The 13,341-nt window shown below is 74.1% G+C and carries 11 protein-coding genes; all 11 read left to right on the top strand.

What is annotated here, in order from left to right; translation table 11 throughout:
- The first annotated feature begins 30 nt into the window (after positions 1 to 30).
- The 11 genes from ACQP1S_RS20400 (at position 31) to ACQP1S_RS20350 (ending at position 13,090) form a co-directional block, all read left to right on the top strand.
- Positions 31 to 900, top strand: a complete 870-nt coding sequence (locus ACQP1S_RS20400; protein WP_432897870.1) for a DUF6745 domain-containing protein — start codon at positions 31 to 33, stop codon at positions 898 to 900.
- Between the two features lie 440 nt (positions 901 to 1,340).
- A complete protein-coding gene (locus ACQP1S_RS20395) occupies positions 1,341 to 2,615 on the top strand; it encodes an ATP-grasp domain-containing protein (protein WP_432897868.1) in 1,275 nt (424 codons plus the stop codon).
- A 41-nt stretch (positions 2,616 to 2,656) separates the two neighbouring features.
- Positions 2,657 to 3,460 (top strand): Rossmann-like domain-containing protein, encoded by an 804-nt coding sequence (locus ACQP1S_RS20390; protein WP_432897865.1) that lies wholly within the window; start codon positions 2,657 to 2,659, stop codon positions 3,458 to 3,460.
- Positions 3,454 to 4,530, top strand: a complete 1,077-nt coding sequence (locus ACQP1S_RS20385; RefSeq protein ID WP_432897862.1) for a PLP-dependent cysteine synthase family protein — start codon at positions 3,454 to 3,456, stop codon at positions 4,528 to 4,530. The genes ACQP1S_RS20390 and ACQP1S_RS20385 overlap by 7 nt, the downstream gene beginning before the upstream one ends.
- Complete coding sequence (locus ACQP1S_RS20380; protein WP_432897859.1) at positions 4,527 to 5,549, top strand: enolase C-terminal domain-like protein; 1,023 nt, start codon at positions 4,527 to 4,529, stop codon at positions 5,547 to 5,549. Before ACQP1S_RS20385 ends, ACQP1S_RS20380 begins: the two co-directional genes overlap by 4 nt.
- Positions 5,546 to 6,787: an MFS transporter gene (locus ACQP1S_RS20375; protein WP_432897856.1), complete on the top strand. Its 1,242-nt coding sequence runs from the start codon at positions 5,546 to 5,548 to the stop codon at positions 6,785 to 6,787. The genes ACQP1S_RS20380 and ACQP1S_RS20375 overlap by 4 nt, the downstream gene beginning before the upstream one ends.
- The gene (locus tag ACQP1S_RS20370; protein WP_432897853.1) at positions 6,784 to 7,587 is read left to right on the top strand and encodes a class I SAM-dependent methyltransferase; all 804 of its coding nucleotides are present in this window, start codon (positions 6,784 to 6,786) and stop codon (positions 7,585 to 7,587) included. The genes ACQP1S_RS20375 and ACQP1S_RS20370 overlap by 4 nt, the downstream gene beginning before the upstream one ends.
- An 88-nt stretch (positions 7,588 to 7,675) precedes the next feature.
- Entirely contained in the window at positions 7,676 to 9,211 is a 1,536-nt protein-coding gene (locus ACQP1S_RS20365; protein ID WP_432897850.1) for an ABC transporter substrate-binding protein, read from the top strand.
- Positions 9,208 to 10,152, top strand: coding sequence for an ABC transporter permease (locus ACQP1S_RS20360; protein WP_432897847.1), 945 nt, complete (start codon positions 9,208 to 9,210; stop codon positions 10,150 to 10,152). The genes ACQP1S_RS20365 and ACQP1S_RS20360 overlap by 4 nt, the downstream gene beginning before the upstream one ends.
- Positions 10,149 to 12,524 (top strand): ABC transporter ATP-binding protein/permease, encoded by a 2,376-nt coding sequence (locus tag ACQP1S_RS20355; protein ID WP_432897844.1) that lies wholly within the window; start codon positions 10,149 to 10,151, stop codon positions 12,522 to 12,524. Before ACQP1S_RS20360 ends, ACQP1S_RS20355 begins: the two co-directional genes overlap by 4 nt.
- Before the next feature lie 11 nt (positions 12,525 to 12,535).
- Positions 12,536 to 13,090, top strand: a complete 555-nt coding sequence (locus tag ACQP1S_RS20350) for a GNAT family N-acetyltransferase (protein ID WP_432897841.1) — start codon at positions 12,536 to 12,538, stop codon at positions 13,088 to 13,090.
- Positions 13,091 to 13,341 lie beyond the last annotated feature (251 nt).

Genomic DNA, 13,341 nt, shown 5'->3' with positions numbered 1-13,341 from the left:
GTACCGGAAGGGCGACGACGCCCTGGCGCGGTGAGCGCCCCCGCGCGGCGCGACGCCGCCGCGAAAACTCCGCAGGCCGCTTCCCACCGCGACCCGCACGACCTGTGGCAGCAGGCGACCCGGATCCGCCAGGTGTGGCTCGATCACGCCCTGTCCACGCAGCCGGCCGACCGGGTGACCGCCGAGCGGTGCCTGACCGCCCTCTACGCCCGGGTGTCCCGGCCGCGACCTCGGTTCGTCTGGGTCGACTCGCCGGACGCGGCACGTCCCCTGATCACCGGCTGGCCCACCCTCGATCAGCTCTACGAACAGATCCGGGACCCCCGGCCCCGCCGGACACCACCGCTGGCCAGCGATCTCGCCATGATCCTCTCCCGGCTGCGCGGTGCGCTGGGCGCGGGCGTCACCCACCCCGATCCCGAACCGTCCCCCGGGCGCACGGGCAGGACCAGACAGCCCTGGCCCGAACTGACGCCGTCACACGCGCTCGACAGCGGTGTCCCCCTGGCTGTCGTGCTGCACCAGGGCATCCGTACGGCGTTGCACCGCAGCCTCGCGCACGGGTTCTACCTGCCCGTGCGCGGCGCTCTGGCCGGCGGCTCTGCGGTACCCGTGTGCTGGTACGGGCAGCAGGACGCGTCCTGGATCGCCTACTACGACGTGCTGCATCGCCTCGGCCTGGCCAGCTACGGTCCGGACGAAACCGAACACGTCACCGCCTGGGCCGACCTGGCCCGCTCCTGCGGCTGGTGGTGGCCCGGCGAGGACGTCTGCGTCGTGGTGGACCGCCCCCGGGAGATACGCACCGAGCCGGTCGCCGCAACGGTGCACGACCAGTTCCGGCTCCAGCCTCGCGGCGTGCGCTACCGCGACGGCTGGCAGCCGTCGCTGGCACGATGACATCTAAAGTGAAATCCATTACCATAAAGTGGTCCGCGAGGTAGGGGGTACCTCCGAGGCGGCGGACCCGGCCGGCGCGGCGCCCTTCGTGGGCACGCGTCGGCCGGCCCGTGGTGTGCGGGGGATGCCGGGGCCGCAGCCGGGTCGGGTGCCCCTGGGTCGGCGTGGACGCCGGTGTCCGGTCCCGCGCGTCGTGCCCGCAGGTGGCGGCGGCTGCCGACGGGTGCGCTGCCCGGCCCCGCTGGCCGGGGTTGCCCGTCCGGAGTGCGGGCCGAGTCGGCGTCGAGCTGCGATGCGGGAGTCTGTCCGGTGTTCCCGGTGGCTCCGTGGTGGGTCCCCGGATTCCTGGGTGGGTTTCCTGTGGGCGTGTCGCTGGCTATCGCTAATGGAAACGGTTACCGTCTTCTGGTCCGGGGGTCCTTGAGCGACAGGAGTGCGCGGTGGGTCATGTGTTGCTGGTCGAGAGTTGGGTCGGTGCGATGAGCACCCTGCTGCCCCGGGCGATCCGGGAGGCAGGGCATCGGTTCACGTTCCTGACCAGGAACCTGCACCACTACCTGCGTCAGGGCGGCGGCTCGGGGGTGCATCCACTGCTCGACGCCGACAACGTGATCACCGCCGAGACCAACGATCCGCAACGGCTGCTGCCGCACGTGCGGCAACTGCACGAGGTGCTGCGGTTCGACGGCGTCGTCACGTCCTGCGACTACTACCTCGGCACCGTGGCCCGGCTCGCCGCGGACCTGGGCCTGCCGGGTGCACGGCCGGAAGCCGTCGAGTGCGCGTACCGCAAGGACCTGGCGCGGCAGCGGATGCAGGCGGCCGGCCTGCCCGGCCCGGCGTTCGCGGTCACCGGGGACTGGGCGGGCACCGAGGCCGCCGCCCGCGCGCTGGGTTTCCCGCTGATCGTCAAGCCGGTCGACCTGTGCGCCGGGATGTTCGTCCGGCTGGTGGCCGACCGGGACCAGCTGCGCCAGGCGTTCGACGCCCTCGGCGAGTTCCCGGTCAACGCCCGGGGCCAGCAGCGCTCGCCGCTCGTGCTGCTGGAGGAGGTGTTGGTCGGGCCGGAGGTCAGCGTCGAGACCGTCACCGTCGACGGGGAGACGACGGTGCTCGGTGTGACGGACAAGAGCCTCGCCGGTGCGCCGTGGTTCGTGGAGACCGGGCACATGTTCCCCGCCGCGCTCGACGCCGCGACGGCCGGCGCGGTGAGCGACATGGCCGTCGCCGCCCTGACTGCGGTCGGGTTCGACCGGGGGGTGGCGCACACCGAGCTGCGACTGACGGCAGCCGGGCCACGGGTGGTGGAGATCAACCCCCGGCCGGCGGGCAACCAGATCACCGAGCTGGTGCGGCGGGCGACCGGGGTGGATCTACCCATGGTGTACGCCCGGCTCGCCGTGGGCGAGCAGCCGGACCTCACGGTGGCCGACACGGGCGTGCGCAGCGCCGCCATCGCGTTCCTGCTCCCGTCCCGCGCCGGCACCGTCGCCGGGCTCGACGGTGTGACCGCGGTGGCTGCCGCTCCCGACGTGGTCGACTGGGCGGTGAAGCCCGCCGGGCACCGCACCGGCGACGCGGTGAGCAACAACAACTACCTCGGTCACGTCATGACGGTGGACACCACGGGCCTCGGCGCCCGGTCCCGGGCCGACGAACTGGTCGCCGGGCTCGGCGTCCGGTACGCCGACGAGCCGGCCGGGGCCCGCGCGTGACGCCGCCGACGCCGGTCAGGACCGGTGCGCCGGTCACGTCGGTGCCGGACCTGATCGAGGCGGTCCGGGCGGCCCGCTTCGGCCCCGATCCGGCCACCGCACAGGTCACCGTCGCGTTCACCACCCGGCAGGGTGCCCGGCACGCCGGCCGTGCCCGCGGTTACCGCAACCATGTGCTGAGCCTCCGGGTGGACGCCGCCGTCGGCTCGTGCGCGACGGAACCCGACGAACTGGCCGACGAGGTCGCCGACGACTGCGTCGGTCGCAGCGTCGCCGAACTGCTCACCCATCCGGTGCCGGCGGTGCGCGTCGCGGCCCTGGACGCCTACCTCGCCACGGTCCACCCGCACCCGCACGCCGCCCACGACACGGTCACCATCCCGGCCGGCACCTCGCTGGCCAAGTCGACCGCCCGGGCCGCCGCCGTGGTGGACCTGCTACCGGTGGAGCCGGGGCAGCAGGTCCTGGTCGTCGGGGTGGTGAACTCCCTGCTGGCGCAGTTGCGTCGCCGGGGCGTCGGCTACCTGCCGTGCGATCTGGCCGGCGGCAGCACGGAGTGGGGGGAGCCCTGCCTGCCGGATGCCGCCGTGCTGCTGGAGCGCTGCGACGCGCTGCTGGTGTCCGGTATGACCCTGGGCAACGGCACGTTCGCCCCGCTGCTGCGGCACGCCCGCGTGACCGGCAAGCCGATGGTGGCCTTCGCGCAGACCGGCAGCGCCGTCCTGCCGTGTTTCCTCGGCGCGGGGTTGAGTGGCCTGTCCGCCGAGCCGTACCCGTTCTTCTGGCTCGACGGCGGGGCGACGACGGTCTACCGCTACCGTGCCGTGGGCGGGTCGCCGTGCTGACCGCCTCCGTGCCGGCCGGCTGCGCACCGCACTTGCTGGGCCTGCTGGGACGTTCGCCGGTGGCGTTCGTCGACACCCCGCTGCCGCACCCGCACGGCGGCTTCCACGCCAAGGTGGAGTACCTGAGCCCGGGGGGCATGAAGGCGCGGGCCGCCGTGGCCATGCTGCGGGCCGCCCGGCGGCGCGGTGACCTCAGACCGGGCGCCACCGTGGTGGAGTCGACCAGTGGCACGCTGGGGCTCGGTCTGGCGTTCGCCGGGCAGGCCCTGGGCCATCCGGTCGTCGTCGTGGTGGACCGGGAGATCGAACGGCCGATGCGGGCGCTGCTCGCGGCCCACGGGGCGACGGTGGAGGCGGTGGCGCAGCCGCACCCGGTCGGTGGTTGGCAGCAGGCCCGCCTGGACCGGCTGCACGAGGTGCTGGCCCGCATCCCCGACGCCTACTGGCCCGACCAGTACCACAACCCGGACAACGCCGCCGGTTACCGCAGCCTCGCCGAGGAGTTGACCGGTCAGGTCGAGGCGGTGGACGTGCTGGTGTGCAGTGTCGGCACCGGTGGGCACAGTGCCGGTCTGGGCCGGGCCTTGCGGCGGCACTGGCCGGGGATGCGGCTGGTCGGGGTCGACACCGTCGGCTCGACGATCTTCGGGCAGCCCGCGCGGCCACGGCTGATGCGCGGGTTGGGCAGCAGCATCTTCCCCCGCAACGTCGACTACGCCGCCTTCGACGAGGTGCACTGGATCGGCCCGGTGGAGGCGGTGGACACCTGCCGCCGGTTGGCCCGGGCGGCGTTCGTCACCGGCGGCTGGAGCACCGGGGCCGTCGCCCGGGTCGCCGCGTGGGTCTGCCGGATGCAGCCCGGTGCCCGGGTGGTGACGATCTTTCCGGACGGCCCGCACCGCTACCTCGACTCGATCTTCGACGACGCGTACTGCGTCCGTCACGGGCTGTTCGCCCCGGCCCCGGACCATCCGATCGAGATCCCGTACCCGGACGCCGTCGAGGTGACCCGGTGGAGTCGCTGCCGGACCGTCCTCGACCCGCTGCGCCACCTGGCGGTGCCGGCATGAGGCTCGACTGGCGCAGCTACCCGCTGCGGCTGCGGGAACCGCTGCGGATCTCCCGCGCGACGATGCCGGGACGTGACGCCGTCCAGCTCGACCTGTCCCACCACGGCGTCACCGGCCATGGCGAGGTGGTGACCAGCGTCTACTACGGACTGGACCTGCCCGCCATCCGCGGGCTGCTGCCCGGACTGCGGCACCGGGTGCGCGCCTGCGCCGAACCCGAGGTGCTGCTCGCGGAGCTGCCGGCGCTCGCCACGCAACTGCCCGCCGGTGTGCTGGCGGCTCTGGACGCCGCCGTCCACGACCTGCTGGGCAGGAGGGCCGGACAGCCGGTGCACCGGTGGCTCGGCCGGCCCGCCCCGGCCCCGGCGGCCACGGCCCACACCATCGGTCTCGTCGCGCCCGGGCACGCCGGGGCCACCGCGCGGGACCTTGCCCGACGTGGCTTCCGGCTGGTCAAGGTCAAGTGTGGGGATCCTGCGGACGTGGCCCGGGTCGCCGCCGTCCGCGCCGCGCTGCCGCAGGCGCGGCTCGTGCTCGACCCCAACGGTGCCTGGACGCCCGAGCAGACCCTGCGCCTGCTCGACGTGCTGCGCCCGTACGACGTCGACGCCGTCGAGCAGCCCATCGCGCCCGGCACCCCGCAGCTGCTCGCCTGGATCAGCGCGCGCACCGACGTGCCGGTCATCGCCGACGAGGACGCGGCCACGGCAGCGCACGTCGACGCCCTCGCGGGCGCGGTGGCCGGCATCAATGTCAAGCTGGCCAAGTGCGGCGGTATCCACGCCGCGCAGCAGATCGTCGCCACGGCCCGGGCCCACGGCATGGATGTCATGCTGGGCTGTCTGGTGGCCAGCTCGCTGGGCATCGCGCCGGCGGTGCACCTCACCGGCGACGCCCGCTGGATCGACCTGGACGGGCACCTGCTGCTCGCCGCCGATCCGTGGACCGGCATCGGCGGCCACGACGGCGTCCTGCGGGTGACCGGGGCACCCGGTCTCGGCGTGCGGGCGGCCCGATGAACACGTGGTCCACCCTGCGCAGCTTCCCGCTGCCGATTCGGCTGCTGGTGGTCAACCAGTGCGGTGTCAACGTCGGTTTCTACCTGCTGCTGCCCTACCTCGCCGGCTACCTGGCCGACGACGTCGGTCTGTCCGCCGCCGTGATCGGCATCGTGCTCGGCGTGCGCAACCTCAGCCAGCAGGGCCTGTTCCTGCTGGGCGGCTCCGCCGCCGACCGGCTCGGCGCCCGGGGTGTCATCATCGCCGGCTGCGCCCTGCGTACTGTCGGCTTCGGGTTGTTCGCCCTCGGCACGGCACTGCCGGTGCTGCTGGCCGCGTCGATCCTGTCCGGGCTGGCCGGGGCGCTGTTCAACCCGGCCGTCCGCAGCTACGTGGCGCAGGCCGCCGCCGACCGGCGGGCCGAGGCGTTCGCCCTGTTCACCGTCTTCGCCAGTGTCGGCGCGCTGCTGGGGCCGCTGCTCGGCTCGGCGCTGCTGCTGGTCGACTTCCGGGTCGCCGCGCTGACCGCCGCCGGGCTGTTCGCCGCGCTCACCGTGGCGCAGGCGGTCTGGTTGCCCGCCGCGCCGGCCACCGCCGCCGGGGCGACGGTCTGGCAGGACTGGCGTGCCGGTCTCGCCGACCGCCGGTTCCTGGCCTTCAGCGTCGCGCTGGCCGGCATGTTCGCGTTGCAGACCCAGCTCTACCTGATCCTGCCGGTGCAGGCGGAGCACGTCACCGGGCACCCGGTGGCGGTCGCCGTGCTGTTCGTCGTCTGCACCGCCGTGACGCTCACCCTGCAACTGCCGCTGACCGGCTGGCTGCAGGGTCGCTGGAGCCGTGGGGCGAGCATCACCGTCGGGATGGCGGTCATGGGGACCGGGTTCCTGCTGCCGCTGCTGCGCGTGCAGTCGTCGTCGCCGGTGCTGCGGCTGGTGCCGGTGCTGGCCGCGGCCGTGCTGCTCACCCTGGGGGTGACGGTCGCCCAGCCGTTCGTGCTGGAGCTGATCCCCGCCTTCGCCGGCCCCCGACTGACCGGCACCTACTTCGGCCTGTTCTACCTGGTGTCCGGGGTCCTCGCCGCCGGCTGCACCGCCGCCGTCGGCGCGACGGTGGGCACCGCCACGGCAGCCGGGGTGCCGCCGGTGGCGTGGCTGCTCACCGCCGCCGTCGGGGTGGCCTCGGCGGGCGCGGTGTGGCTGCTGCGCCTCGACGGCCCGCGCACGCCCGCCCCCGCGCCGGACCCGGTGGGGGTGTCATGAGCGGCGGGAACCTCCTCACCGACAACCCGGAACTGTACGAACAGCAGTTCCCCGACCCGGGCCACCGCGCCGCCCGGTTCGTCGACGACGTCGTACGCCGGTTCGCCGACCGCACCGACGCCGCGCCCCGGCTGCTCGATGTCGGATGCGGCACCGGCCGCGACGTCGGGCACCTCGCCACCCTCGGCTACACCGCCGTCGGGTTGGACACGTCGGTGCCGATGCTGACGTACGCGCGGCGTCGCCACCCCGGCGTCCGGTTCGTCCACGCCGACCTGCGCGACTTCGACCTGACCGGCCCCGTCGACGTCGTCACCTGCCTGGACAGCGCGCTGCTGTACTGCCACACCAACGCCGACCTGACCGCGTTCCTGCGCTGCTGCCACCGGCACCTGCGCCCCGGTGGGCTGCTGCTGGCCGAGATGCGCAACGGCGCGTTCTTCCTCGGCAACACCGAACTCCTCGACGGCACCCGCACCCGCACCGTGACCTGGCACGGCGTCCCGTACACGTCCGGGACGCGGCTGTGGATCGACCACGGTGCGCAGTTGCTGCGTCGCGAACGGATCTGGACCTGGCCGGCCTGCCCGCAACCGTTGGTGCAGACCTCGGCCTGGCGGCTGCTGTTCCCCGCCGAGCTGCGGTACCTGCTCGACACCACCGGGTTCGACGTGGTGGCCCTGTTCGACGCTCCCGGCCCCCGTACCGACCCGCCCTGGCATCCGACCGCCGCGTTGTCGCCCACGTTGTCCGGTGACCGCCTGCACCTGGTCGCGCGCCGCCGTACCGACCCGGCCTGACGTCCCTCGCCGCAGCGCCGCGGCGTGACCTACCGCCTTATCGGAAAGGACATTCATGATGGATAACTTGCCTGTGGGTGCGGCAAGAGTGTCCCGCCGCGGTCTGCTCGGCGGTGCCGCCGCCGTCTCCGCCGCCCTGCTGGCCGGCTGTGGCGCGGGCGACGACCCGGCCCGCACCGCCGCCGGGCAACCCCGGCGCGGCGGCCGGCTGCGGGCGGCGTTCGCCGGCGGCGGCGTCAACGAGACGCTGGACCCGCACCTGGCCAACCTGTTCAACGAGGCGTCCCGGGCCAAGGCGATGTTCGACAAGCTCGCCGACTACGGCCCCGACGTCTCCATCCGACCCCGTCTCGCCGAACGCTGGGAACCCCACAGCGACCTCACCCGCTGGCGGATCACCCTGCGCGAGGCGACGTTCCACGACGGGCGGCCGGTCCGCGCCGCCGACGTGCTGCACAGCTACGCCAGGATCACCGACCCGAAGAAGGCGTTTCGGGCCAGGGCCAGCCTCGGCCTGCTCGATCTGCCCCGCAGCCGCGCCATCGACGACCGCACCGTGGAACTGGCCCTCACCCGCCCCTTCGCCGAGTTTCCCAACGCCCTGGCCGCGTTCGGCGCGTACATCGTCCCCGAGGGCGCCGACAGTTTCACCCGGCCCGTCGGGTCCGGGCCGTTCACCTTCGACTCCTGGCAGCCCGGCCGGTCACTGCTGCTCAGCCGCTACGACGGCTACTGGGAGGGTGCCGCCCACCTCGACGAGCTGGAATTCCTGATCAGCAACGAGGAGTCGGCCCGGGTCAACGCCCTGCTCGCCGGGCAGGTGGAGTACGCCCACGACATCACCCCCACCACCGCCCGCACCCACGCCGGCAGCACCCGGCTGACCGTCACCCGGATGCCGAACAGCACCATGCAGTCCTTCGCCATGAAGGTCGACCGGCCGCCGTTCGACAACCGGGACCTCCGCGAGGCCATGTTCCTGCTCACCGACCGCCGACAGTTGGTCGACACCGTCCTCGCCGGCGCCGGGCAGATCGGCAACGACCTGTTCGGCAGGGGCTACCAGCACTACGCCGACGACATCACCCAGCGCACCCACGACCTCGACCGGGCCCGCTTCCTGATCGACAAGGCCGACGCCCGGGGCCTGCGGATACGCCTCGACACCGCCGCCGTGGCCAGCGGCTTCGTCGAGGCCGCCAGCATCCTCACCGAACAGGCCAAGCAGGCCGGTCTGGTCATCGACACCGCGCTGGGCAACAGGGACACCTACTGGAAGGACATCCTCGACAGTGGAGTGCTGGCCTCGTACCGCTCCGGCGCCATGCCCATCGAGACGCACATCTCGCAGCGGCTGCTGACCACCTCCACCACCAACGCCACCCGGTGGACCCGCCCCGACTTCGACGCCCTCTACACCCGGGCCGTCTCCAGCACCGACGAGGCGACCCGCCGGCAGGCGTACGGCGACATGCAGCGCCTCCTGCACGCCGAGGGTGGCTTCCTGATCTGGGGCTTCGCCGACTTCCTCGTCGCCACCGCACCCCGGGTGGGAGGCGTGTCCGCCCAGGCCCCGGCCAACACCCTCGACTGGGCCCGCTTCGACAAGGTCTGGCTGGGGTGAGCCTGGCCCGCTACGCCGCCGGGCGGCTACTGCTCGGCCTCGGGCAGGTCGCCGGGATCACCACCATCGTGTTCGTGCTCACCGAGGCGCTGCCCGGTGACGCCGCCGTGGTGACCGCCGGCGACCAGCCCGACCCGGCCCGGATCGCGGCCATCCGCGAGCAGTTGGACCTCGACCGGCCGGCCTGGCAGCGCTACCTCGACTGGCTGACCGACCTGCTCCACGGTGACCTCGGCGTGTCACTGATCTCGGGACGGCCGATCGCCGACCGGCTCGCCGACAGCGCGGGCGTCACCCTGCTGCTGGCGGCGGTGACCCTGCTCGTGCTGGTGCCGCTCGCCGTTGCGCTGGGCATGCTGGCGGCCCGCCGGGAAGGGGGACCACTGGACCGGACGGTGTCCGCGGTGTCGGTCGCCCTGTACGCGGTGCCGGAGTTCGCCCTGGCGATCCTGCTCATCGCCGTGTTCGGCGTCCGCCTCGGCTGGCTGCCACCCACCGCGTTCGGTGCCGACCTGCTCGCCCAGCCGTCGGTGCTCGTGCTGCCCCTGCTCGTGCTGCTCGCCCGACCCGTCTGCACCATCAGCCGACTCACCCGCGCCGGCCTGCTCGACACCCTGCGCGCCGAGCACCTCCGCCACGCCCGACGCCTCGGCATCACCGGCGGCCGGCTCTGGCTGCGCCACGCCCTGCCCGACGCGCTGGCACCGGTCGTGCAGCAACTCGCCCGCACCACCGACTGGCTGCTCGGCGGGGTCATCGTCGTCGAGGCGGTGTTCGTCATCCCCGGCCTCGGCACCGCCCTGGTCGACGCGGTGTCCACCCGGGACGTGCCCACCGTGCAGGCGCTGTGCGTCCTCGTCGCCGTCACCACGGTGCTGGTGAACCTGGCCGCCGACCTGGTGGCGTTCCGCCTCGCCCCGCGTACCCCGGTGGGCCGATGAGGCGGCTGCGCACCCTGACCGCGGCGGCACTGCTCAGCGTGCCGCTCGGCCTGGCCGTGGGCGGGCCGCTCCTGGCCGGCGCGCCGGCCGGCCGCACGTTTCCGTTCGCCGACGACGGGCCGCTGGGCACCGACTTCGTCGGCCGCGACGTCGGACAGCAGATCCTGCTCGGCGGCCGGTCGGTGGTCGCCGTCGCCGTCGCCGCGACGCTGCTGGCGTACCTCGTCGGGGTGCCACTCGGGCTGTTGGCCGCGTCCACCCGCCGCCGGTGGGCCGACGAACTGCTCATGCGCCCACTGGACCTGGCGCTGGCCGTGCCGTCGCTGCTGCTGCTGATCCTGCTGGCCGCCACCGCACCGCCCGGACCACTCACCCTGGTCGGGATCGTCGCGCTGATCGGGCTACCGGAGATCACCCGGATCACCCGCGCCGCCGCGCTGCCCCTGGCCCACGGGCCGGCCATGGAGGCGATGCGCCTGTACCGCGAAACCTGGTGGCGACGCGGCCCCGGCCACGTCGGCACCGGTATCCGCCGGGTCCTGCTCGCCGACGCCGGGGTACGGTTCGTCGGCGCGACGTATCTGGTGGCCACCGCCAGCTTCCTGGGCATCGGCGTGGCACCCGACGCCGCCGACTGGGCGGTCATGGTGGACCGCAACCGCGCCGGGCTGTTCCTGCAACCCTGGGCCGTCGCGATGCCGGCCGCCCTGCTCATCTGCCTGGCCGTCGGCCTCAACCTGGCCAGCGACCGGATGCTGGTCACCCGCCGCCCCGACCCGCCGCCCCGGCCCACGCCCACCACGACCGCCCCCCGTCCGTCGGCACCCGGAACCCTCCTGGAGGTACGGGACCTGACCGTCACCACCGGCGACACCCGCCTGGTCGACGGCGTCTCCTTCGACCTGCCCGCCGGGGGGATCCTCGCCGTCATCGGCGCCTCCGGCAGCGGCAAGACCACCACCGGTCGGGCACTGCTCGGCGACATCGCCCACACCGGCACCGTCACCCTGGCCGGCGCACCCGTCACCACCCGCACCCCGCCACCACCCGGCAGCATCGGCTACGTCCCCCAACAAGCCGGTGCCGCGCTGCACCCGGTACGCCGCATCGGTGCCGTGCTCGACGAGATCGCCCGGCACCACCCGCCCGGCGCCCGCCGCAGCGCCCGCCGACGCACCGTGACGGCCGCCCTGGAACGGGTCAGCCTGCCCACCGACCGCCGGTTCCTGCGCCGCTTCCCGCACCAGCTCTCCGGCGGTCAGCAACAACGCCTCGTCATCGCCCACGCCCTGCTCACCCACGCCGTCCTGGTCATCGCCGACGAACCCACCACCGGGCAGGACGCCCTCACCCGCACCGATGTCGCCCGGGAACTCACCACCCTCGCCCGCGACGGCATCGCCGTGCTCCTGCTCAGCCACGACCTGCCCCTCGTGCGTGCCGTCGCCGACCAGATCCTCGTGCTGCACCGGGGAGCCGCCGTCGAGTGCGGCCCCGCCACCGACGTGCTTGCCGCCCCCCGCCACCGTCACGCCCGGGACCTGCTCGCCGCGCCACCGCACCGGCCACCGGCGGCGGCCGGAGAGGACCGGCCGCTGCTGCACGTCGCCGGCCTGAACGCCGCCCACCGCGACGGCGGCCGACGACGCGACGTGCTCCACGACGTCACCCTGACCGTCCCCGCCGGGCGGTGCCTGGCCGTGGTCGGCCGCTCCGGCAGCGGCAAGACCACCCTCGCCCGCTGCCTCGCCGGCCTGCACCCCGCCCGCACCGGCCTGGTGACCCTCGACGGGCGACCCCTCGCCAGGCACCTCGACCGCCGCCGCCCGGACGAACTCGCCGCCATCCAGTACGTGTTCCAGGACGCCCGCGCCAGCTTCGACCCGCACCGGACCGTCCTCGACCAGACGGCCGCCCCGGCGCGCCGCCTCCGCGCCGCCCCACCGGAGCAGGCCCGCCGCACCGCCCTGGACCTGCTCGCCCGGGTGGGCCTCACCGAACCCACCGTGACCCGACGCCCCGACCGGCTCTCCGGCGGCGAACTGCACCGCGCCGCGCTCGCCCGCGCCCTGGCCAGCGGACCCCGGGTGCTCATCTGCGACGAAACGACCGCCGGGCTCGACCGGCTCACCCGGCACGGCATCCTGACCCTCCTCGACGAACTGCGACACCGCCTCCGGCTGACCGTCGTGGTGATCAGCCACGACCGGGACGTGGTGGCGCACCTCGCCGACCACATCGTCGTTCTCGACGCCGGCGTCGTCGTCGACCGTGGCCCGGCCGACGACCTGCTCCACCGGGCGCACCATCCGCTGACCCGCGCCCTGCTGCACACCCACCCGGCGGACGACACCGCCCCCACCCACCCGTGACCGGAGGAACCATGCCGCACCACCCACACCGCATCGGCCCGTACGAGGTCCAGTCGGCTGAGCACCGGCACGTCGACGGGGCGCGCAGCGTCATGCTCGACACCTTCTACCGCGACTTCGGCTTCGGCTACCGGCCCGAATGGCACGCCGACGTCATCGACCTCGACGGCACCTACCTCACGCCCGACCAGCACGCCCTGTTCGTCGCGACCAGGGGCGACGATGTCGTCGGCACCACCGCGGTACGCGCCGCCGCACCCCAGAGCCCACCCCACCCGCGTTTCCTCGCCGAGCGCTACCCCGGCGACACCACCGCGCAGCTGTTCCGGGTCTACGTGCGGCCCGGACACCGACGCTGCGGTCTCGCCCGGGCACTGGTCGGCCTCGCCGTCGACTTCGTCACCCGGCAGCCCCGCTACCACGCGCTCTACCTGCACACCGACGCCCGTGTCGCCGGTGCCGAACCGTTCTGGCGGAGCCTGGCGACGCCGGTCCACGACGCCCGGGACGGCCACGCCGACACCTGCCAGACCGTCCACTTCGAGATCCCGCTGTCCGGCCGGTAGCGGACCGACCGGTGGGTGCGATGGACGGGCCCACGGCAGTCGGTGTGGCGGGCACACCGGGACGAGGGAGGTGCGGCAGACCTTCCCGGCGAACGGCCCGGGGGAAGGGCTTGATCTGGAGCGCGCCTGTCGCGGCGGGGTGTCGACGCGGTCGATCTGCTGTGGGCGCACGGCGAAGACCGCGCGGGCACCGATGCCGCCGGCGTCGGCGGTCGCACGGACAGTTCTCTCGCGGGCGCGCACGACAGCGG

This window comes from Micromonospora matsumotoense (genome assembly GCF_050951065.1).
Lineage (GTDB): Bacteria > Actinomycetota > Actinomycetes > Mycobacteriales > Micromonosporaceae > Micromonospora > Micromonospora matsumotoensis.
The sequence above is the reverse complement of the archived record's forward strand: the minus strand, read 5'-3'. Positions and strand labels throughout refer to the sequence as shown.

Coding starts and splice junctions, on each gene's coding strand:
- ACQP1S_RS20380 (WP_432897859.1), top strand. CDS start 4,527: ATGAGGCTCGACTGGCGCAGCTACCCGCTGCGGCTGCGGGAACCGCTG.
- ACQP1S_RS20375 (WP_432897856.1), top strand. CDS start 5,546: ATGAACACGTGGTCCACCCTGCGCAGCTTCCCGCTGCCGATTCGGCTG.
- ACQP1S_RS20370 (WP_432897853.1), top strand. CDS start 6,784: ATGAGCGGCGGGAACCTCCTCACCGACAACCCGGAACTGTACGAACAG.
- ACQP1S_RS20355 (WP_432897844.1), top strand. CDS start 10,149: ATGAGGCGGCTGCGCACCCTGACCGCGGCGGCACTGCTCAGCGTGCCG.
- ACQP1S_RS20350 (WP_432897841.1), top strand. CDS start 12,536: ATGCCGCACCACCCACACCGCATCGGCCCGTACGAGGTCCAGTCGGCT.